The organism is Citrobacter europaeus (assembly GCF_037482245.1).
GTDB classification, from domain to species: domain Bacteria; phylum Pseudomonadota; class Gammaproteobacteria; order Enterobacterales; family Enterobacteriaceae; genus Citrobacter; species Citrobacter europaeus.
Genome location: NZ_CP148084.1, coordinates 3,724,030 through 3,744,559, shown reverse-complemented (window position 1 = coordinate 3,744,559; position 20,530 = coordinate 3,724,030). Strand labels below are relative to the sequence as shown.

General features: G+C 51.9%; 19 protein-coding genes. 10 read left to right on the top strand and 9 right to left on the bottom strand.

The features are described from left to right. Window positions 1–29 precede the first annotated feature (29 nt). From WHR59_RS17670 to glxK, 5 genes are all read left to right on the top strand, one after another. Complete coding sequence (locus WHR59_RS17670) at window positions 30–1,280, top strand: MFS transporter (protein ID WP_199994201.1); 1,251 nt, start codon at window positions 30–32, stop codon at window positions 1,278–1,280. Between the two features lie 98 nt (window positions 1,281–1,378). Continuing rightward, window positions 1,379–2,839 carry an allantoin transporter gene (locus tag WHR59_RS17665; RefSeq protein ID WP_043015461.1) on the top strand — a complete coding sequence of 487 codons (1,461 nt, stop codon included), beginning with the start codon at window positions 1,379–1,381 and terminating at the stop codon, window positions 2,837–2,839. Window positions 2,840–2,913: 74 nt separating this feature from the next. Beyond that, window positions 2,914–4,275, top strand: a complete 1,362-nt coding sequence (gene allB, locus WHR59_RS17660) for an allantoinase AllB (protein WP_080625604.1) — start codon at window positions 2,914–2,916, stop codon at window positions 4,273–4,275. A 58-nt stretch (window positions 4,276–4,333) separates the two neighbouring features. Next, entirely contained in the window at window positions 4,334–5,632 is a 1,299-nt protein-coding gene (locus tag WHR59_RS17655) for a uracil/xanthine transporter (protein WP_043015463.1), read from the top strand. Between the two features lie 21 nt (window positions 5,633–5,653). Further along, window positions 5,654–6,802 carry a glycerate 3-kinase gene (gene glxK / locus WHR59_RS17650; protein ID WP_043015464.1) on the top strand — a complete coding sequence of 383 codons (1,149 nt, stop codon included), beginning with the start codon at window positions 5,654–5,656 and terminating at the stop codon, window positions 6,800–6,802. Between the two features lie 77 nt (window positions 6,803–6,879). Here the strand turns inward: glxK and allE are convergent, their stop codons facing one another. From allE to allD, 3 genes are read right to left on the bottom strand one after another with little or no spacing between them, the layout of a single operon-like run. Further along, the gene (gene allE, locus WHR59_RS17645) at window positions 6,880–7,665 is read right to left on the bottom strand and encodes a (S)-ureidoglycine aminohydrolase (RefSeq protein ID WP_043015465.1); all 786 of its coding nucleotides are present in this window, start codon (window positions 7,663–7,665) and stop codon (window positions 6,880–6,882) included. 10 nt (window positions 7,666–7,675) lie between these two features. Further along, window positions 7,676–8,911, bottom strand: a complete 1,236-nt coding sequence (gene allC / locus WHR59_RS17640; protein ID WP_043015466.1) for an allantoate deiminase — start codon at window positions 8,909–8,911, stop codon at window positions 7,676–7,678. Window positions 8,912–8,932: 21 nt separating this feature from the next. Then, entirely contained in the window at window positions 8,933–9,982 is a 1,050-nt protein-coding gene (gene allD, locus WHR59_RS17635) for an ureidoglycolate dehydrogenase (protein ID WP_047412933.1), read from the bottom strand. A 315-nt stretch (window positions 9,983–10,297) separates the two neighbouring features. Between allD and WHR59_RS17630 the strand changes: the two genes are divergently transcribed. The 4 genes from WHR59_RS17630 to WHR59_RS17615 are packed head-to-tail and all read left to right on the top strand — an operon-like array spanning window position 10,298 to window position 14,952. Further along, window positions 10,298–11,965 (top strand): acyl-CoA synthetase FdrA, encoded by a 1,668-nt coding sequence (locus WHR59_RS17630; RefSeq protein ID WP_047412930.1) that lies wholly within the window; start codon window positions 10,298–10,300, stop codon window positions 11,963–11,965. Between the two features lie 9 nt (window positions 11,966–11,974). Beyond that, on the top strand, window positions 11,975–13,234 hold the full coding sequence (locus WHR59_RS17625) for a DUF1116 domain-containing protein (protein ID WP_047412928.1): 1,260 nt from the start codon (window positions 11,975–11,977) through the stop codon (window positions 13,232–13,234). A gap of 11 nt (window positions 13,235–13,245) precedes the next feature. After that, a complete protein-coding gene (locus WHR59_RS17620; protein ID WP_181230675.1) occupies window positions 13,246–14,055 on the top strand; it encodes a DUF2877 domain-containing protein in 810 nt (269 codons plus the stop codon). Window positions 14,056–14,058: 3 nt separating this feature from the next. Further along, window positions 14,059–14,952, top strand: coding sequence for a carbamate kinase (locus WHR59_RS17615; protein WP_338843343.1), 894 nt, complete (start codon window positions 14,059–14,061; stop codon window positions 14,950–14,952). A gap of 37 nt (window positions 14,953–14,989) precedes the next feature. Here WHR59_RS17615 and purK read toward each other — a convergent pair whose 3' ends face one another. From purK to ppiB, 4 genes are all read right to left on the bottom strand, one after another. Beyond that, a complete protein-coding gene (purK, locus tag WHR59_RS17610) occupies window positions 14,990–16,057 on the bottom strand; it encodes a 5-(carboxyamino)imidazole ribonucleotide synthase (RefSeq protein WP_338843342.1) in 1,068 nt (355 codons plus the stop codon). Further along, window positions 16,054–16,563 (bottom strand): 5-(carboxyamino)imidazole ribonucleotide mutase, encoded by a 510-nt coding sequence (gene purE / locus WHR59_RS17605; RefSeq protein WP_043015473.1) that lies wholly within the window; start codon window positions 16,561–16,563, stop codon window positions 16,054–16,056. Before purE ends, purK begins: the two co-directional genes overlap by 4 nt. A gap of 238 nt (window positions 16,564–16,801) precedes the next feature. After that, on the bottom strand, window positions 16,802–17,524 hold the full coding sequence (gene lpxH / locus WHR59_RS17600; RefSeq protein ID WP_338843341.1) for a UDP-2,3-diacylglucosamine diphosphatase: 723 nt from the start codon (window positions 17,522–17,524) through the stop codon (window positions 16,802–16,804). Between the two features lie 2 nt (window positions 17,525–17,526). Beyond that, window positions 17,527–18,021 carry a peptidylprolyl isomerase B gene (ppiB, locus tag WHR59_RS17595; protein WP_003021875.1) on the bottom strand — a complete coding sequence of 165 codons (495 nt, stop codon included), beginning with the start codon at window positions 18,019–18,021 and terminating at the stop codon, window positions 17,527–17,529. A 173-nt stretch (window positions 18,022–18,194) separates the two neighbouring features. On the opposite strand from ppiB, the gene cysS reads away from it, so the two are divergent. Continuing rightward, complete coding sequence (gene cysS, locus WHR59_RS17590; protein ID WP_043015475.1) at window positions 18,195–19,580, top strand: cysteine--tRNA ligase; 1,386 nt, start codon at window positions 18,195–18,197, stop codon at window positions 19,578–19,580. Between the two features lie 89 nt (window positions 19,581–19,669). Here cysS and WHR59_RS17585 read toward each other — a convergent pair whose 3' ends face one another. Next, a complete protein-coding gene (locus WHR59_RS17585; protein ID WP_338843340.1) occupies window positions 19,670–20,194 on the bottom strand; it encodes a metal-dependent hydrolase in 525 nt (174 codons plus the stop codon). A 122-nt stretch (window positions 20,195–20,316) separates the two neighbouring features. After that, window positions 20,317–20,529 carry a ribosome-associated protein YbcJ gene (gene ybcJ, locus WHR59_RS17580; RefSeq protein ID WP_016152124.1) on the bottom strand — a complete coding sequence of 71 codons (213 nt, stop codon included), beginning with the start codon at window positions 20,527–20,529 and terminating at the stop codon, window positions 20,317–20,319. Window position 20,530: the final 1 nt, after the last annotated feature.

Here is a 20,530-nt window from a genome sequence, read left to right as displayed (position 1 = left end):
AACCAGACACACTTTGGAAAGGTGCAGTCATGAGTGAAAAGAATAAATCCGGTATTGAATACTGGCAGAAGATTGTCGTTGTAATGAGTCTGGGTTGGGTGGCGATATGGATTTATCGCACCGTGTTAACCCCTATTTATCCTGAGATTCAGGCATCCCTGGGAAATGTCAGCAATGCTGAAATAGGCGCCATTGCCAGCTTTTATTTCTTCGCCTATTGCAGTATGCAAATTCCTTGTGGAATTTTGGTCGATAAGTTTGGCCAGAAAATTATGCTGATGTGTGGGTTTACGCTCTTTATCATTGGTACGCTCAGTATCGCTAAAGCCACTGGATTGGCGATGATCTACGCTGGTTCACTAATGGCGGGGGCGGGTTGTGCTTCTTTCTTTAGCTCAGCATATTCACTCTCTTCGGCAAATGTCCCTCAGGCTCGTCGCGCATTGGCAAACGCCATTATTAATAGCGGTTCAGCGATTGGGATGGGGATTGGCTTAATCGGTTCCAGCGTGCTGGTAAAAAGCATGAGTATGGCCTGGCAAAACGTTCTGTTCCTTGTTGCCGCCGTGCTGGTTGTAATGCTATGCGTGTTTACACTGGTTATTCGCGGAAAGACTAAAAGTGAAACACTTGTATCAGGCGAGAAAATACAGACGTTAGCGACGACAGAAGATAAGAGCCCACCGCTGTTTTCAGGTCTGTTATGTAGCGTGTACTTTCTCTACTTCTGTACTTGCTATGGTTATTACCTGATTGTGACCTGGCTTCCGTCTTACCTGCAAACTGAAAGAGAATTCGATGGCGGCGCGATTGGGGCGGCTTCGGCGTTAGTCGCCGTGGTGGGTGTCCCTGGCGCATTGTTTTTTAGCCATCTGTCCGATAGGTTTCGCAACAGCAAAGTCAAAGTTATTCTTGGTCTGGAAATCATGGCCGCTGCAATGTTGGTATTTACGGTATTATCGCCGAATACCACGATGCTGATGGTCAGCCTGACTCTGTACGGTTTGCTCGGCAAGATGGCGGTGGATCCGATTTTGATCTCCTTTGTCTCTGAGCAGGCGTCCTCAAAAACGCTGGGCAGAGCATTTAGCCTGTTTAACTTCTTTGGTATGAGCTCAGCGGTTATTGCGCCAACATTAACCGGATTTATTTCTGATTTGACGGGTTCAAAAGAGATAAGCTTTGTCATCTCAGCTTGTCTGGTAGTAACCGGAACGCTTATTTTTGCCGGCGTTACGTTATATAACAAGAAAGCAACACCGATTATTGCTTCAGCATAAAGACATAATAAAAATTATTTGCATTACTTTCTTTATTGTTTTTGTTCCGCATAGCTAAACCCATTACAACGTTATCCGATACGTGACGAGAGGGATTTATGGAACATCAAAGAGAACTATACCAACAACGTGGTTATAGTGACGACTTATTACCAAAAACGGCCGAACAACGGAACTGGAAAACATTCAACTATTTTACATTATGGATGGGTTCTGTGCATAACGTACCTAATTACGTTATGGTTGGCGGGTTCTTTATACTAGGACTTTCCACCTTCAGCATCATGCTGGCTATTATTATTAGCGCATTGTTTATTGCGTTAGTTATGGTTATGAATGGAGCCGCCGGAAGTAAATACGGTGTACCTTTTGCAATGATTCTGCGTGGCTCGTATGGTGTACGTGGAGCACTCTTCCCTGGATTATTGAGAGGGGGGATTGCAGCAATTATGTGGTTTGGTCTGCAATGTTATGCCGGATCGTTGGCATTTCTTATTCTGATTGGCAAGATATGGCCCGGATTTTTAACGCTGGGGGGTGACTTTACTTTATTAGGGTTGTCTCTGCCGGGATTAATTACATTTCTTATTTTTTGGCTTATCAACGTCGGTATTGGTTTTGGCGGTGGTAAAGTATTAAATAAATTTACCGCAATCCTCAACCCCTGTATTTATATTGTATTCGGCGGTATGGCTATCTGGGCGATATCCCTGGTAGGAATTGGACCGATCCTGGACTACATTCCTGGCGGAGTGCAAAAGGCAGGCAATAGCGGATTCCTGTTCCTGGTTGTCATTAATGCGGTCGTCGCGGTATGGGCCGCTCCGGCAGTGAGCGCATCAGACTTCACGCAAAATGCCCACTCATTCCGTGAACAAGCATTGGGTCAGACGCTGGGACTCATTGTCGCATACGTGCTATTTGCCATTGCCAGCGTGTGCATTATCGCCGGTGCCAGTATTCACTACGGCGTGGATACATGGAATGTGTTGGATATTGTACAGCGTTGGGACAGCCTGTTTGCCTCGTTCTTCGCGGTTTTAGTTATCCTGATGACAACAATCTCAACAAACGCTACGGGTAATATTATCCCTGCGGGTTATCAGATTGCCGCTATTGCTCCAACTAAATTAACATATAAAAAAGGTGTATTGATCGCCAGTATTATTAGTTTGCTGATCTGTCCGTGGAAATTAATGGAAAATCAGAGCAGTATTTATCTGTTTCTGGATATCATTGGTGGGATGCTCGGCCCTGTTATTGGGGTTATGTTAGCTCACTACTTTATCGTTATGCGTGGCAAAATTAATCTTGATGAATTATATACCGCCAGCGGTGATTATCAATATTACGATAATGGGTTCAATCTGACTGCATTCTCTGTAACGTTAGTCGCCGTAATTCTTTCACTGGGTGGTAAGTTCATTCCATTCCTCGAGCCGTTATCGCGAGTGTCGTGGTTTGTTGGGGTTATTGTCGCTTTTGTGGCATATGCCTTACTGAAAAAAAGAACGGGTGCGCAGTCAGCCGGCGTACAAAAAGTTACAGGCCAGATGTGATGAAATCAGTAAGCGCATTTTATTAAAAGTGCGTTGTTTATAAAAACTATCTGTATCCATACTAGGAGTTCGTTATGTCTTTTGATTTAATTATTAAAAACGGTACTGTTATTTTAGAAAATGAAGCTCGGATTGTTGATATTGCCGTCCAGGCTGGAAAAATCGCCGCCATTGGCGAGAACCTGGGGGAGGCGAAGCAGGTAATGGATGCGTCGGGTCTGGTGGTTTCACCCGGCATGGTTGATGCGCATACCCATATCTCTGAGCCGGGCCGTACACATTGGGAAGGGTATGAGACGGGGACGCGTGCCGCGGCAAAAGGTGGCATCACCACAATGATCGAAATGCCTCTCAACCAGCTGCCAGCGACAGTGGATCGTGAAACCATTGAGCTGAAATTTGATGCGGCTAAAGGCAAGTTAACCATCGATGCCGCACAGCTTGGCGGCCTCGTCTCTTACAACCTCGACCGTTTGCACGAGCTTGATGAAGTTGGTGTCGTCGGCTTTAAATGCTTTGTTGCCACCTGCGGTGACCGCGGTATCGATAATGATTTCCGTGATGTTAACGACTGGCAGTTCTACAAAGGTGTCCAGAAGCTAGCGGAAATGGGACAGACGGTACTGGTCCATTGCGAAAACGCGCTCATCTGCGACGAACTTGGTGAGGAAGCTAAACGTGAAGGGCGTGTAACGGCGCATGACTATGTGGCCTCACGTCCGGTATTTACCGAGGTGGAAGCGATTCGTCGCGTGTTGTATCTGGCAAAAGTCGCCGGTTGTCGTCTGCACATCTGTCATATCAGCAGTCCGGAAGGCGTGGAGGAAGTGACCCGCGCCCGTCAGGAAGGCCAGGATGTGACCTGCGAATCCTGTCCACATTATTTCGTGCTGGATACCGATCAGTTTGAAGAGATTGGGACCCTGGCGAAATGTTCTCCACCGATCCGCGATCTGCAAAACCAGCGGGGTATGTGGGAAAAACTGTTCAACGGCGAGATTGACTGCCTGGTTTCCGACCACTCTCCATGCCCTCCGGAAATGAAGGCTGGCAATATCATGCAAGCGTGGGGCGGCATTGCCGGGCTGCAAAGCTGCGTGGACGTTATGTTTGATGAGGCTGTGCAAAAACGCGGTATGTCGCTGACGAAGTTCGCTAAATTGATGGCAACCAACGCCGCAGATATTTTTGGTCTGACGCAGAAAGGACGTATTGCCCCGGGTAAAGATGCTGACTTCGTCTTTATTCAACCTGACAGCAAATACGTTTTGAAAAATGAAGACCTGGAATATCGCCACAAAGTTAGCCCGTATGTTGGCCGGACGATTGGCGCACGCATTATGAAAACTATTCTGCGTGGTGATGTTATCTATGACATCGAGCAGGGTTTCCCTGTATCGCCAAAAGGTCAATTTATCCTTAAACATCAACAATAATGTGATGTGACTTAATGCCCGTCATGCTGGCGGGCATTCTCTATTTTAAGGTATGAATATGCTTCCTGTTATTAACCGCGAAAGTTTGTTATCCGGCTTTCAGTGGTTTTTCTTTATTTTTTGTAATACGGTCGTGGTCCCGCCAACGCTGGTTTCTGCTTTTCATCTCCCTGCCAGCAATCTGCTAATGCTTACGCAGTACGCTTTTTTAACGACGTCGCTGGCCTGTCTTGCTCAGGTAATTTGTGGCCATCGTCGCGCTATTATGGAAGGGCCAACCGGTTTATGGTGGGGAACCATTTTGACGATTACTCTGGCTGAGGCGTCGCGCGGAACCCCGCTTAATGATATCGCCACCAGCCTGTCTGTCGGGATTGTCATTTCCGCTGTGCTGACGATGATTATCGGTTTTAGTGGCTTAGGACATCGATTAGCCCGGCTTTTTACCCCGACAGTCATGGTCTTTTTTATGCTGCTGCTCGGTGCGCAACTGACCACCATCTTTTTTAAGGGCATGCTGGGTTTGCCCTTTGGCATTGCTGATACCAGCGTCAAAATTCAACTTGCACCCTTTAGCCTGGCTGTTGCCGTAATGTGCTTCATCCTTGCGATGATCATCTTTTTACCACAGCGGATCTCACGCTATGCCCTGTTGGTAGGGGCGGTAGTGGGGTGGGGACTTTGGCGATTGTGTTTTCCATCAGCATCCCTGCCGTCCAGCGAATTAAGCTGGCAGTGGTTCCCGTTAGGCAGCCATGGCAGACTGTTACCGGGTATTATTCTGACGGCCGTTATCACCGGTCTGGTGAATATTAGTAATACCTATGGCGCGGTACGTGGCACGGACGTATTTTATGCGCAGCAAGGCTCCAGCAGCTCGCGTTACCGCCGATGCTTTATCATTTCCGGCTTTATGACGCTGGTGACAGTGCCTTTAGCCGTGATTCCATTTTCACCTTTTGTTTCTTCTATCGGCCTGTTAACGCAGACCGGCGACAGCTCGCGAACATCATTTATTTACGGCAGCGTATTATGTTTATTCGTGGCGATAGTGACGCCGTTAACCCGCTTATTTTGCGCCATACCGCTGGCAATCAGCAGTGCCGTGATGCTGGTTTCTTATCTTCCGCTGCTCTATTCCGGTCTGGTATTTAGCCAACAAATCACCTTTACCGCGCGGAATATTTATCGACTGGCGCTCCCGCTGTTTGTCGGCATTTTTTTGATGGGGTTGCCTCCGGTGTATTTACAAGATCTTCCGCTGACTATTCGACCATTACTGAGTAATGGCTTGCTGGTGGGAATTTTACTGGCGGTGCTTATGGAAAATCTTATTCCATGGGAACGCATTAAATAGCATGATTAAAAAGGATTGATGATGAAAATTGTAATTGCGCCAGATTCGTTTAAAGAGAGCTTAAGCGCTGACCAATGCTGCCAGGCAATTAAAGCCGGATTTTCAGCCATATTCCCGGAGGCGGAATATATTTGTTTGCCGGTTGCTGATGGCGGAGAAGGGACCGTGGATGCGATGGTGGCGGCAACAGGGGGAAAAGTCATCTCTGTGGAAGTCTGCGGGCCAATGGGGGAAAAGGTTACGGGATTTTATGGCCTGACCGGTGACGGAAAGACCGCCATTATTGAAATGGCGGCGGCGAGTGGGCTGATGCTGGTCGAACCGCAAGCGCGCAATCCTCTCCTGGCCTCAAGTTACGGCACCGGTGAGCTGATTCGGCATGCGCTGGATGCCGGTATTCGTCATATTATTCTTGGTATTGGCGGGAGTGCCACGGTTGATGGCGGTATGGGGATGGCTCAGGCGCTTGGCGTGCGTTTTCTTGATGCGCAAGGTATGTCATTAAATGCGGGAGGCGGCAGCTTGTCTCGTCTTGCGAGCATCGATATGCAACAGTGTGATCCGCGGCTGGAAGCATGTCGCATTGACGTTGCCTGTGACGTGGATAACCCTTTGGTTGGTCCGCGCGGCGCTGCAAGAGTATTCGGCCCGCAGAAAGGGGCCACGCCTGAAATGGTTGAAATGCTGGAGGAAGGGTTACTCAACTATGCCCGTGTGCTACAAACGCTGACCGGTGAGAATGTTGCTCAGGTCGCGGGCGGTGGGGCGGCTGGAGGAATGGGGATTGCTGCGGTTATCTTCCTGCAGGCCAACCTGAAACCAGGCATTGAGATTGTGCTGCAGGCAGTAAAGCTGGAGCAATCAATCAAAGACGCGGCGCTGGTTATTACCGGTGAAGGGCGTATTGATTCACAAACGGTCGGCGGTAAAGCGCCAATTGGCGTAGCGTCGGTGGCCATGCAGCATCATGTTCCCGTTATTGGTATCGCAGGGGTGTTGGGGGAAGGCGTGGAGGTGGTCCATGACCATGGTATTGATGCGGTATTCAGTATTTTGCCGCGGCTCGCCCCGTTGGCGGAAGTGCTGGCGAGCGGCGAAACCAATCTCTATCACTGCGCGCGCAATATCGCTTGTGCGATGAAACTGGGCCAGACGGTAAATCAGCGTTAAGCAAAAAAAGCCACGGTATAAACCGTGGCAAAACCCAACATAGCTAAATAAAAAATTATCAGGCGGGCTGTACGCCGTTAGATCTCCACATCCCGGTTGCAATCTTTGGAATAGATGTAGCTGAATGCTTCTCCACGACCTACGCCGTATCCGGCCTGCAGGGAATAAGCACCCATAAAAATGTAATCGCCTTTTTTCACCGGGATCCACTGATTGTCCAGGTTATATACTCCCTGGCCTGAAAGAATATAAGCACCGTGTTCCTGCACGTGTGTTTCGATATAACCGTGGCTGGCACCCGGCTCGAACGACAGGATGTGCATATTCATATCGAAGCCCAATTCTTTAGGCAGGAAATCCAGCAGGATCACGTCATCCATACCTTCATAATGAATACGTTCTAATTGGTTGGCGTTACCGGACACCAGCCACGGCGCATGGCCCGCTACTGGCGTGTAACGACGTTTGTATAAAAACAACTGGCTGTCTTCTGCCTGAGTATTGCTGAAAGTGAGCAGTTCGCCTGGCGGGCAATACAGGTATCCACCCTGAGTTAAAGTGAACGTTTGACCTTCCGCTTTCGCCTCAATGTTACCAGAAATAACATATAAGAACGTTTCAATCCCTTCGCCGCCGAAACCGCTCTGGTTGCCACCGTTCTGGTGTAGCGTCACCAGATAATCAACAAACGACGCGCCCAGTTTTGGCGTTGAGAGGATGGTGACGTCACAGTTTTCAAAACCCGGAATGATGTTTTTAACCAGTCCATCGGGGGTTAAGAGGGCGAAGTTACCGTGTTTTACAATTGCGCGGTTAGCCAGTAAATCATCGCGGTAACCCGTGACGTTATTCAAATATCCCATTGTTGACTCCTTATTTCTGCCAGGCAAGTTGATGAAGCATTAATGCCAGAGTTTTGACCCCTTCGGCAAGGTCGTTAATATTTGTACGTTCAGCAGGGTTGTGGCTGATACCGTTAATGCTGGGCATGAAAATCATGCAGGTTGGCACACGAGGAGCGAAAATTTGCGCATCGTGGCCCGCGCCGCTGTGCATCACCCGGTAGTTCAGTTGTTCTTTTTCACACAGTTCAGTGAGAGTGGCGACCAGTTTTGTGTCCATCGGGACCGGCGTTTCGTCCATCCATAAATCGATATCAATGCCAATATCCATTTCATCACAGATGGCGCGCATATCATTTTCCAGTTGCTGGGTAAAATCACGCAGCACTTCGGCGTCGGTATGACGGCAATCGATCGTGAAGATCGTTTTTCCGGGCACTACGTTAACGGTGTTTGGCTGCGGCTCAACTTTGCCAAAGGTCAGCACCAGGGGATCGCCATGCTTTTTCGCTTTCTCAATGGACTGGCTGCAGATGCGGCTGAAGGCGTAAACAGTGTCGCGACGGTAGCTTAGCGGCGTTGTACCCGCATGGTTGGATTCTCCATTCAGCGTTACCGTATAGCGACGCTGTCCGACAATCGCGCTGACAACCCCGATGGACTGACCATTGCTTTCAAGTACGCACCCTTGCTCGATGTGCAATTCAACAAAGGCTTTAATGTCAGTGCGAGCGTGAAGCGGTTTGGTGGGGAGAGTAAAGCCGCAGGCGTTCATCGCATCAACAAAACGCGTGCCTTTGGCGTCCTGGATGTTGCGGACATCATCGGGATTCGCCAGCCCAAAAATGTTCTTACTGCCCCAGAAGACATACGGGAAACGGCTGCCTTCTTCTTCTGCCATCGAGACCACTTCGACTGTTTTCAGCGGTGCGCCGTAGGTGGTCTTAAGCCAGTCAATCGCTAACCAAGCCGCCAACACACCAAACTGACCGTCAAGATTGCCGCCGTTGACGACGGTATCGATATGCGAGCCGCTTAAAATTACCTGTTCCGGGGATTCGCTACCGCGCAGGCGACCGTATAAATTGCCCACTTCATCAAAGCGCGTTTCAAGGCCGCTGGCATCCATACGCTTTTTAAATTGCTGTTGTGTTTCAAGCCATTCTGGCGAATACAGCAGGCGCGTCATCCCACCGGAAGGATCTGCGCCAAAGGAAGAGAGCCAGGGAAGGGTTTCTTCTATTGCGTGACGAAAATGGTTGATCATCTGAAATTCCTGTTTCAATAATTATTGCGCAAAGGGATTCTTTGTTTCGTATGACTTGATATAGAGGGCATCGGAAATCAGGTATTGATAAATCTCGTCAACAATGTCGACACCATGGGCCGCAGCATTGCGTTGATTAATATCTTGATCCTGTCCGGGGTAATAAACCTGTTTAAAACCAGGTGCAGGAGTAACAGCATTTAACTCTTGCATGGTTTGACTGAGATGCTGACGAAATAATTGGCTGGAGGAGAAAAACTCAGGATTAATTACTATATGCAGTTGGCCTAAATTACGTCCAGTATGTAAATCTTCATACATTGAACTGACCTGACGACCAAACGGTAATCCCAGCAGAATGCCGGATAACACATCGATCATCATCATCAGACCATAGCCTTTAGGTCCGGCGGCGGGAAGCAACGCATTGACTGCAAAAGGATCGGTGGTCGGCGAGCCATTTTTATCGACAGCCCAGGTGTTTGGGATCGCTTCGTTGCGCGAGCGGGCATCCAGAACTTTTCCCCAGGCCTGCACCGTCGTCGCCATATCAAAGGTTATGATATCGTCTCCTTCCCCTGGTGCGGCGAAGGCTAGCGGATTAGTGCCGTAGTAAATATCTGCGCCGCCGAACGGTACGACCATTGGGTCGGACTGGCATACGGAGAGGCCAATCAGGCCTGCGCGAGCGGCTTTTTGCACAAAGTAAGAAATGGCTCCGCTGTGTCCCATTCGGCTAATGCCGACAACGGAGACACCATTTTTTTTAGCAATTTCAATTGCATGCTCCATACCCATCTTTGCTGCGACTTGCCCGGCGGCATTATCGGCGTGCAAAATCGCTGTGCAGGGACCGGTATCTTCAAAACGAAATGTGGGTTCGCGGTTAGTGCCGCCTTTTGAAATGCGCTCGGCATAGTATTCAACGCGTACGGCGCCATGAGAGTGAATACCTCTGGCATCTGCATAAACCAATACCTCGGCAACCGTTGCGGCGTGCTCACGTTTTAGTCCGGCCTTGCAAAGCTTATTCTCGATAAGCTGGTGGAGTTTTTCCCGACTGATTTTCATCTGTCTTCCTTTTTAACGACGGTGTGAAGCATGACTGCCGTTAACATACCGGGAATATAAATAGATTATGTGATCCAGACACGCAAAAAAATATAGTTAGAATTTATTTGATAATCAGTGCTGATTTGCCATTTCTTTTTAAATAAAAATTCCGTTAAAAAATAGCATGTAATCCTGTGGTGGTTATTAAAATTCTTTTGCTAATAAATTGTATGTGATTTTAATCACTCTATTTGTGATGTCGGATATATACCTTGAGCTCCACATTAACACTACTCGTGCAATTGCCATGGGTGCAATTATTAAGGGGTTGTTATGATTCACGCCTTTATTAAAAAAGGGTGTTTTCAGGACTCTGTCAGTTTAATGATTATTTCACGCAAGCTGAGTGAGTCCGAAAATGTAGATGATGTTTCGGTCATGATGGGAACGCCAGCGAATAAATCGTTGCTGGAAACGACCGGGTTTTGGCATGACGATTTTAATCAGGCAACGCCGAATGATATTTGCGTGGCTATTCGTACTGAAACGGCGGATGAAAGTATTACCCAGGCCATTTTGCAGCAACTGGATGAGTCGTTGCAGCAGTTGGCGCAGGCAACCGGGGGGAGCCAAACGCTCCTGCAGGTCAGACGCTGGGAGAGCGCGTGTCAGAAACTACCTGAAGCGAATATGACGTTAATTTCTGTTGCTGGCGAATACGCAGCAGAGCTGGCGAACCAGGCGCTGGATCGCAACCTGAACGTCATGATGTTCTCCGACAACGTCACGCTGGAAGATGAAATCAATCTGAAGCGTCGCGCACAAGATAAAGGTCTGCTGGTGATGGGACCGGATTGCGGAACTGCCATGATCGCCGGTACGCCGCTGGCTTTTGCCAACGTGATGCCGGAAGGCAACATTGGTGTGATAGGCGCATCCGGCACAGGGATCCAGGAGCTCTGTTCACAGATAGCGCTGGCCGGGGAAGGCATCACTCACGCCATCGGTCTGGGCGGTCGCGACCTGAGCGCCGAGGTGGGTGGCATTAGTGCGCTTACCGCGCTGGATATGCTCGGCGCAGATGATAAAAGCCAGGTGCTGGCCTTTGTGTCAAAACCACCGGCAGAGGCTGTTCGCCAGCATATCGTCACGGCGATGAAAGCCACGGGCAAACCTGTGGTAGCCCTGTTTTTAGGTTACACCTGCACAGCGCCCCGCGATGAGAACGTCTGGTTTGCATCGACGCTGGATGATGCGGCTCGTCTCGCTTGTTTGCTGGCGCGAGTCACGGCGCGACGCAGTGCGCTTACTGCTTCGGGAGATGGCCTGATTCGGGGGCTCTATACCGGAGGTACGCTGGCTGCCGAAGCCGCGGGGCTGCTGGCCGCGCACCTGAACGTTGCTGCGGATGCACAGCATCATCACGGCATGATGCTGGATGCCGCCGGGCACCAGATTATCGATCTGGGGGATGATTTTTACACCGTTGGGCGACCGCATCCGATGATCGACCCTGCGTTACGTAATCAACTTATTACGGATCTGGGTTCACAACCACAAGTGCGGGTGCTGCTGGTGGATGTCGTGATTGGCTACGGGGCGACGGCAGATCCTGCTGCGTCACTGGTTCAGGCCTGGCAGAAGGCATGTGTTGCCCGAGACATCGACCAACCATTGTTTGCGATTGCGACGGTGACTGGTACAGAAGGTGACCCGCAGTGTCGTTCATTGCAAATCGCTACGCTGGAAGATGCCGGAATTGCCGTGGTGAGTTCGCTGCCTGAGGCAACACTGCTTGCCGCCGAACTGATTCGACCATCTCAACCGTTATCTCATCAATCCGCACCTTCGCTACTGGAAAAAGTAGCGGTTATTAATGCCGGGTTACGCAGTTTTGCGCTGGATTTACAGGCGGCAGAAAAGCCGGTGGTGCATTACCAGTGGGCGCCTGTCGCTGGCGGTAATAAAAAACTGGCTCGTTTATTAGAACGTTTGCAATAAGGGGTTCCAATGTTTACATCAGTGGCGCAAGCCAATGCTGCAGTAATCGAAGAAATTCGTCGTGCGCGTCCGCACTGGCTGGATGTGCAACCCGCGTCCTCGTTAATCAGCGAACTTAATGAAGGAAAAACGCTGCTTCATGCGGGACCGCCAATGCGTTGGCAAGAGATGACCGGCCCGATGAAAGGGGCCTGCATTGGTGCATGTCTTTTTGAAGGGTGGGCCAATGATGAAATGAGCGCACTGGCATTACTGGAGCAGGGAAAAGTCAATTTTGTACCTTGCCATCATGTTAATGCGGTGGGGCCGATGGGCGGGATCACTTCTGCCAGCATGCCGATGCTGGTAGTAGAAAACATCACAGAAGGGAACCGGGCTTACTGCAACCTAAACGAAGGTATCGGCAAGGTGATGCGTTTCGGCGCGTATGGTGAGGATGTCCAGCAGCGTTTACGTTGGATGCGTGATGTTCTGATGCCGGTCTTAAGCGCAGCGCTGAGCACCCTGGAGCAGGGTATTGACCTGACCGCCATGATGGCGCAGGGCATAACGATGGGCGATGAGTTCCATCAGCGCAACATTGCCTCTTCAGCCCTGTTGATGCGTACGCTGGCGCCGCAAATTGCCCGTTTGGAACAGGATAAGCAGCAGATTGCTGAGGTGATGGATTTCCTCAGTGTGACCGACCAGTTCTTCCTTAACCTGGCGATGGCTTACTGCAAAGCGGCAATGGATGCCGGAGCAATGGTGCGTTCCGGCAGTATTGTGACCGCAATGACCCGTAATGGCGATATGTTCGGTATTCGCGTGAGCGGACTTGGCGATCGCTGGTTTACCGCGCCTGTTAACACACCGCAGGGGCTGTTCTTTACCGGTTTTTCGCAGGAGCAGGCTAATCCGGATATGGGCGATAGCGCCATCACCGAAACTTTTGGTATCGGCGGCGCGGCAATGATCGCCGCACCAGGCGTAACGCGTTTTGTCGGTGCAGGCGGGATGGAGGCCGCGAAGTCCGTTTCCGAGGAGATGGCTGAAATCTATCTGGAACGCAATATGCAGTTGCAGATCCCCGGCTGGGACTTCCAGGGGGCCTGCCTGGGGCTCGATATCCGTCGCGTGGTTGAAACGGGGATTACGCCGCTGATCAATACCGGTATCGCCCATAAAGAGGCCGGTATTGGCCAGATTGGCGCGGGTACGGTCCGTGCGCCGTTGGCCTGCTTTGAGCTGGCTCTGGAAGCGCTGGCTGAAAGTATGGGCATTAGCTAAGAGAGCCGCGCATGATGATCATCCGTCCTCTGATGGGCAGTCAGCAGTCTGCGGATTTTCGCCAGTCATGGCAATTGTCTGGCGTCTGGCGGCGCTCGATTAACCTTGTGGCCGAAGGGGGCGCACTGTTAACGCTGCATCGCCATGGAAGCGGCTTTAGCCCTGGGGGATGGGTGATCCGTTCGCATGACTTTGATGCGCTGCGTGCGGCGTTAAGTGGTAGTGACATCCCTCTGGCTGTCCCCGGGGGGATTGTGTTGGGGCCGTATCTGCTACGCCAGCCGCAGCGTCGTTGTTCATTGCAAATAACCTATCGCCCCCATGCCCCGCGCCTTGCACCGGCCTGGATGGATCGCGGCGAGGAAACGGGATTATTCGGACCGTTAATGCTGGCGGCAAGCCTGCCTTTGTGCCCCGAGCTGCGCCAGTTTCGCCACTGCTTCTTCTCGGCGCTTGCCGGCTTGTCGACAGACTGGCGACAGTGGTTAGGCAAAGGACCTGGTTTAACGCCCAGCCATGATGACACGTTGACCGGTATGCTGTTGGCCGCATGGTATTTCGGCGCGCTGAATAAGTACTCCGGGCACCGTTTCTTTGATTACTCCGGCAACCTTGAACAGGCGACGACAGTGGTTAGCGTGAGTTACTTGCGCTACGCGGCGCTAGGGTACTTTGCTTCACCTCTACTCCACTTCACCCATGCTCTGCGTCGCCAGGAAAGGCTGGATGCGGCGATAAATTCGCTGCTGGCGCTTGGGCACACCTCCGGCGCAGACACCCTGTTAGGGTTCTGGATTGGACAACAAATCATAGAAGGATAGGGAATGAAAACGCTGGTTGTTGCTCTCGGTGGCAACGCATTATTGCAGCGCGGCGAGGCGCTGACGGCAGAAAATCAATACCGTAATATTGCCAGTGCTGTACCCGCCCTGGCGCGTCTGGCGCGTTCATACCGCCTGGCTATCGTTCATGGCAACGGACCGCAGGTTGGCCTGCTGTCGTTACAGAATCTTGCCTGGAAGGAGGTTGAACCTTACCCGTTGGATGTGCTGGTGGCCGAGACGCAGGGCATGATTGGTTATATGTTGGCCCAGAGCCTGACCGCAGAACCGGAGATGCCGCCGGTGACCACAGTGTTAACCCGTATTGTGGTATCCGAGGACGATCCTGCGTTTATGTCACCGGAAAAATTTATCGGCCCGGTGTATTCGCCCGAAGAACAAACGCAACTGGAAGCCACCTACGGCTGGCATATGAAGCGTGACGGCAAATACCTGCGGCGTGTTGTCGCCTCGCCTGAGCCTCGCCAGATCGTAGAAAGTGATGCCATTAAGCTCTTGCTTAAAGAAGGGCATGTGGTGATTTGTAGCGGGGGCGGCGGCGTCCCCGTCACTGGCGAGGGATTAGGGGCTGAAGCGGTCATCGATAAGGACCTGGCGGCAGCGTTGCTGGCTGAACAGATCGACGCCGACGGTCTGGTTATTCTTACCGATGCCGATGCGGTCTACGAAAACTGGGGGACGCCGGAGCAGCGCGCGATTCGTCAGGCCTCCCCTGATGAACTGGCACCGTTTGCTAAAGCCGATGGTTCGATGGGACCAAAAGTGACCGCCGTCAGCGAATATGTGAAACGACGTGGAAAACCGGCATGGATTGGCGCGCTGTCACGTATTGAAGATACGCTGGCGGGCAAAGCCGGAACCTGTATCCGTCTGTAAAAAACGGGGGCGTGTGTATGTACGCCCCCGTATCAACTTATTTCAGCTTTGACTGCGCCCAGATGATACCGCTGGCATATTCCGGCGGCAGCAGGGGAATAAGCGCTTCCAGCGTGGCGCTAAGGCGCGCGGTATCGCTGTCGCTCAGGTTCAGGTGACCCACCTTACGCCCTTCACGCACTTCTTTGTCATACCAATGCAGGTGTACCAGCGGCAGCTTCAGCCAGTCGTAGTTCAGGTCGCTGCCGATCAGGTTTACCATCACCGAAGGATTGTTCACCACCGGCGTCGGCAGCGGCAGGCCGGTAATGGCGCGCAGGTGCAGCTCAAACTGGCTGATGCTGGCGCCGTTTTGCGTCCAGTGCCCGCTGTTGTGCACGCGGGGAGCCAGTTCGTTAATCAGCAGACCCTCTGGGGTGATGAAACACTCCATTGCCATCACGCCGACATAGCCCAGCTCCTGCATGATGGCAGAGAGCATCGCTTCGGCCTGTTCCTGCTGTCTGGCGTTAGCCTGCGGGAAGACTACGCTGGTGCGCAGAATGCCGTCCTGGTGCAGGTTATGGGTCAGCGGATAGAAGACGGTGCTGCCGTCGTGCGCACGAGCGCCAACCAGGGAGACTTCACCGGAGAAGTTGATTCCCCGCTCAACGATGCATTCGCCGTAGCAATCGTCCGGCAGTTGTTCGATTTCATTTGCGCGCAAACGCCACTGCCCACGACCGTCGTAGCCGCCGACGCGACGCTTCACAATCGCCAACTCGCCGAGTTTGTCAAACACCGCAGACCATTCGCTTTTATCCGCCAGCAGTTGCCATGGCGCGGTCGCCAGGTTGAGTTTGTCAAAAAGCTGTTTTTGCGTCAGACGGTCGGCAATAATCGGGAAGACGTCGCGGTTAACAAACGCCGGATGACGCGCCAGTTCGCGGGTTAGCGCCGTTTCCGGCCAGCGCTCAATCTCAGCAGTGATCACGCTTTGTTGAAAAGGAACGGCAGCCGGTTCAGCGTCCAGCCCGACGGGCCAGACCGCAATGCCCAGCGGCTCGCCGGCCTGGCGCAGCATGCGTCCTAGCTGACCGTTACCGAGTACACAGACCTGCTTCATGCGACACCTCGCGGGTCCGGGTTCTCCAGCACCTCATCGGTTTGCGCTTTGCGCCAGTCGTTCAGACGCTGGTGTAAGGCTTTGTCGTGTGTTGCCAGAATTTGCGCGGCCAGCAGGGCCGCATTGGCCGCGCCCGCTTTGCCGATCGCCAGCGTGCCCACCGGAATACCGCGAGGCATTTGAACGATGGAATAAAGGCTATCTACGCCGCTCAACGCTGCGCTTTGTACCGGAACGCCTAAAACAGGCACCAACGTTTTCGCCGCAATCATTCCAGGCAAATGTGCAGCACCACCGGCACCGGCAATAATCACCTGATAGCCGTTCTCTTCAGCGCCTTCGGCGAAACTGAACAGTTTGTCTGGGGTACGGTGAGCAGAGACGACCTCAACATGGTGTGGAACGTCCAACATTTCGAAGATTTCGGCGGCGAACTGCATGGTAGCCCAGTCGCTTTTGGACCCCATCACGATGGCGACACGCGCCGGATTATTGCGGGAAGACATGCGTCTGAAAACTCCTGTGGTGCACTACACTCGGCTTTTGAGGGCACAGAGAATAGCATAATTCATCGTCAAGGAAAACGATTGCGCGCTTTACACTTCACTCTTCAAGCTGCCTCTTTGTTGGCTGCATCTGCTCACCCCAGTCACTTACTTTTGTAAGCTCCAGGGGATTCACAGATTTGCCGCCTCGATGCAACTCGAATAGTTTTGTGTAAAGAGGAACTGGATATCTGCAGAATTAAAACGGAAATACGATCAGTTCAACGTCGTGTGGTGTGACTTTGATCATCGAACCTTCGCTGTGCCATGCGCCTAATACCACGCGGAAAGCAGGTTGCTCATTGGCAGTAAGTTCGTGGACCGCCGGGCGGTGGGTATGGCCGTGAATTAACCACTGAACCTGATGTTTTTCCATCTCAGCGATAACGGCCTGCTGATTCACATCCATGATCTCCAGCGACTTGCTGCTGTTGGCCGCTTTGCTGTTGGCGCGCATTTTCGCAGCGATTCGCTGGCGAACGAACAGCGGCAGGGCGAGGAACAGTTTCTGTAACCAGGGTTGATGCACTTTGGCGCGAAATGCCTGATAGCCCGCGTCGTCGGTGCATAAGGTGTCGCCATGCATGATCAGCACCCTGCGGCCATACAGGTCGAGCACTTTTTCTTCGGGAAGCAAGGTCATGCCGCTCTCACGGGCAAAACGTTTGCCGAGCAGAAAATCACGGTTGCCGTGAATAAAAAAGCAGGGAACGCCGGAATCCGCCAGCGATTTTATCGCCGCGGCCATTTCATGATGCAGCGGATTAGGATCGTCGTCGCCAATCCAGGCTTCAAACAGGTCACCGAGAATGTACAGCGCATCGGCCTTTCGCGCATCGCCGGCTAAAAAACGCAGAAAACCGGCGGTGATCGCCGGTTCTTCTGTGCAGAGGTGAAGATCTGCAATAAACAGTGTCGTCACGATTACTCGCTGACGGTCACGTTTTCGATGATGACGTCTTCTTTAGGCACATCCTGGTGCATACCGCTGCGACCGGTGGAAACGCCTTTGATTTTATCAACCACGTCCATGCCTTCAACAACTTCAGCGAACACGCAGTAACCCCAACCCTGCATGCTTTCGCCGGAGAAGTTCAGGAAGTCGTTGTCTGCAACGTTGATGAAGAACTGTGCGGTTGCGGAGTGCGGAGCCTGAGTACGCGCCATCGCCAGCGTACCACGGGTGTTTTTCAAACCGTTGTTCGCTTCGTTTTTGATCGCTTCTTTCGTGGCTTTTTGCTTCATGCCTGGCTCGAAACCACCGCCCTGGATCATGAAACCGTTAATAACACGGTGGAAAATGGTGTTGTTGTAAAAACCTTCGCGGCAGTAGTCCAGGAAGTTTTTAACTGTTTCAGGCGCTTTATCATCAAACGTTTTGATTACGATATCGCCGTGATTAGTGTGGAAAGTAACCATTTTTGCATCCTGTTCCGATAGATTGGTGCTTCGACCCCGTCAAGGGTCAGAGTTAGGGGTGTGTTATAGCATAACCGCAAGCTGCGATCACCTCGCAAAGTGTGCTGCTTCCGGTCTAAATTATGGGTATTATACAGACTTTACTATCCACACACGTCTACACGGAATCTTCGATGTTAAAAATCTTTAATACACTGACGCGCCAAAAAGAGGAATTCAAACCTATTCATGCCGGGGAAGTCGGCATGTACGTGTGTGGTATTACCGTTTACGATCTCTGTCATATTGGTCACGGACGTACCTTTGTTTCTTTCGACGTCGTCGCGCGCTATCTGCGCTTCCTCGGCTATAAGCTGAAGTATGTGCGCAACATTACCGATATTGATGACAAAATCATCAAACGCGCGAATGAAAACGGCGAAAGCTTTGTGGCGTTAGTCGACAGAATGATCGCGGAAATGCATAGCGATTTCGACGCGCTGAATATTCTGCGCCCGGACCTGGAGCCGCGCGCTACGCACCATATCGCTGAGATTATTGAAATCACTGAACAGCTGATTGCCAAAGGTCACGCTTACGTGGCTGATAACGGCGACGTGATGTTCGACGTGCCGACTGACCCGAATTACGGTCAACTGTCACGTCAGGATCTGGAACAGTTGCAGGCGGGTGCGCGCGTTGACGTGGTTGATGTGAAGCACAACCCTATGGACTTCGTGCTGTGGAAAATGTCCAAAGAAGGCGAGCCGAGCTGGCCGTCTCCGTGGGGCGCAGGCCGTCCGGGTTGGCACATTGAGTGTTCGGCAATGAACTGCAAACAGCTGGGCAACCATTTCGATATTCATGGCGGCGGTTCAGACCTGATGTTCCCGCACCATGAAAACGAAATCGCTCAGTCCACCTGCGCGCATGACGGTGAATACGTCAATTACTGGATGCACTCCGGGATGGTAATGGTTGACCGCGAGAAAATGTCCAAATCGCTGGGCAACTTCTTTACCGTGCGCGACGTACTTAAGTACTACGACGCCGAAACCATCCGCTACTTCCTGATGTCGGGTCATTACCGTAGCCAGTTAAACTACAGCGAAGAGAACCTGAAGCAGGCGCGTTCTGCGCTGGAGCGTCTGTATACCGCGCTGCGCGGCACCGACAAATCCGTTACTCCTGCTGGTGGCGAAGCCTTTGAGGCGCGCTTTATTGAAGCGATGGACGATGACTTCAATACGCCGGAAGCCTACTCAGTACTGTTTGATATGGCGCGTGAGGTTAACCGTCTGAAGGGTGAAGATATGGCGGCGGCGAACGGCATGGCTGCGCATCTGCGTAAGCTTTCCAGCGTGCTGGGACTGCTGGAACAGGATCCAGAAGCGTTCCTGCAAAGCGGTGCGCAGGCGGATGACGGTGAAGTTGCTGAAATTGAAGCGTTAATCCAACAGCGTCTGGACGCCCGTAAGGCGAAAGACTGGGCGGCAGCCGACGCCGCGCGTGACCGTCTCAACGAGATGGGCATCGTGCTGGAAGACGGCCCGCAGGGCACCACCTGGCGTCGTAAGTAACTCTCTATTGCCGGATGGCGTCTAACGCCTTATCCGGCCTACGATGCAATGATCGGTAGGCCTGATAAGCTTAGCGCCATCAGGCACTATTAATGACGTCTATACCACCACAGCACACCCATCATCATCACTCCCGGTAGCCACACCCATAATAATTCCGAAATAATCACCTGGTGCCCGTAAGGGGTCGCGTAGCGTGATAGCGCAAACGGCGCGACTTTAATCACCTGCCACGGCGCGAAGAAGCGTTCATCCGACCACGGCCACAGCCAGCCAACGCCTTTGCCGCCGGTGGTGACAGAATCCAGCAGACTGTGCGACAGCAGTGATACCGTCAGGAATAGCCAGCAGCGAATCAATCCCGCCTTAAACCATCGTCGGCCAATCACTACGCAAAGCAGCGGCACGACAAAAGCAAACAGCAGGGAGTGGGTAAAACCACGGTGACCAAACACGTTGCCGTAGGCGACGCCAAGTTTAAAAGACAGTACGTCGGCGTCCGGCAGCATAGCCAGAATGACGCCTGTAAACAGTAATCGCGGGGGGATGACTTTAAGTCCGAGACCTAACCCTAAACAGAGCGGAACGGCAACGTGGGTAACAATTGTTGGCATGATGATCGCTTCATGTGGAAAAACAACATGCTAACAGTTCACTGTGAAGCGGCGGTGAAGTCATTATCTGAAAAAGAGAGGGGAGGTGGCCGGACAAGGAATGACCTTATCCGGCACCGGGATCACGCTACGACGTTAATGCTGTGGCCTTCAAAGCTGACGGTCTGACCGGCAACGATTTTGCAGCGTTTACGCGTTTCAACAGCGCCATCGACCTTCACTAACCCTTCGCCAATAGCAATTTTTGCCTGGGCACCGCTTTCGCTCCAGCCTTCCAGCTTCAGCAAATCGCAGAGTTCAACGTGTGGGTGTTTACCCAGTGAAAATGTGGCCATT

Excerpts from the sequence above, each read along its gene's own strand:
- WHR59_RS17670 (WP_199994201.1), top strand. The coding sequence starts at position 30 with ATGAGTGAAAAGAATAAATCCGGTATTGAATACTGGCAGAAGATTGTC.
- WHR59_RS17665 (WP_043015461.1), top strand. The coding sequence starts at position 1,379 with ATGGAACATCAAAGAGAACTATACCAACAACGTGGTTATAGTGACGAC.
- allB (WP_080625604.1), top strand. The coding sequence starts at position 2,914 with ATGTCTTTTGATTTAATTATTAAAAACGGTACTGTTATTTTAGAAAAT.
- WHR59_RS17655 (WP_043015463.1), top strand. The coding sequence starts at position 4,334 with ATGCTTCCTGTTATTAACCGCGAAAGTTTGTTATCCGGCTTTCAGTGG.
- glxK (WP_043015464.1), top strand. The coding sequence starts at position 5,654 with ATGAAAATTGTAATTGCGCCAGATTCGTTTAAAGAGAGCTTAAGCGCT.
- allE (WP_043015465.1), bottom strand. The coding sequence starts at position 7,665 with ATGGGATATTTGAATAACGTCACGGGTTACCGCGATGATTTACTGGCT.
- allC (WP_043015466.1), bottom strand. The coding sequence starts at position 8,911 with ATGATCAACCATTTTCGTCACGCAATAGAAGAAACCCTTCCCTGGCTC.
- allD (WP_047412933.1), bottom strand. The coding sequence starts at position 9,982 with ATGAAAATCAGTCGGGAAAAACTCCACCAGCTTATCGAGAATAAGCTT.
- WHR59_RS17630 (WP_047412930.1), top strand. The coding sequence starts at position 10,298 with ATGATTCACGCCTTTATTAAAAAAGGGTGTTTTCAGGACTCTGTCAGT.
- WHR59_RS17625 (WP_047412928.1), top strand. The coding sequence starts at position 11,975 with ATGTTTACATCAGTGGCGCAAGCCAATGCTGCAGTAATCGAAGAAATT.
- WHR59_RS17620 (WP_181230675.1), top strand. The coding sequence starts at position 13,246 with ATGATGATCATCCGTCCTCTGATGGGCAGTCAGCAGTCTGCGGATTTT.
- WHR59_RS17615 (WP_338843343.1), top strand. The coding sequence starts at position 14,059 with ATGAAAACGCTGGTTGTTGCTCTCGGTGGCAACGCATTATTGCAGCGC.
- purK (WP_338843342.1), bottom strand. The coding sequence starts at position 16,057 with ATGAAGCAGGTCTGTGTACTCGGTAACGGTCAGCTAGGACGCATGCTG.
- purE (WP_043015473.1), bottom strand. The coding sequence starts at position 16,563 with ATGTCTTCCCGCAATAATCCGGCGCGTGTCGCCATCGTGATGGGGTCC.
- ppiB (WP_003021875.1), bottom strand. The coding sequence starts at position 18,021 with ATGGTTACTTTCCACACTAATCACGGCGATATCGTAATCAAAACGTTT.
- cysS (WP_043015475.1), top strand. The coding sequence starts at position 18,195 with ATGTTAAAAATCTTTAATACACTGACGCGCCAAAAAGAGGAATTCAAA.
- WHR59_RS17585 (WP_338843340.1), bottom strand. The coding sequence starts at position 20,194 with ATGCCAACAATTGTTACCCACGTTGCCGTTCCGCTCTGTTTAGGGTTA.
- ybcJ (WP_016152124.1), bottom strand. The coding sequence starts at position 20,529 with ATGGCCACATTTTCACTGGGTAAACACCCACACGTTGAACTCTGCGAT.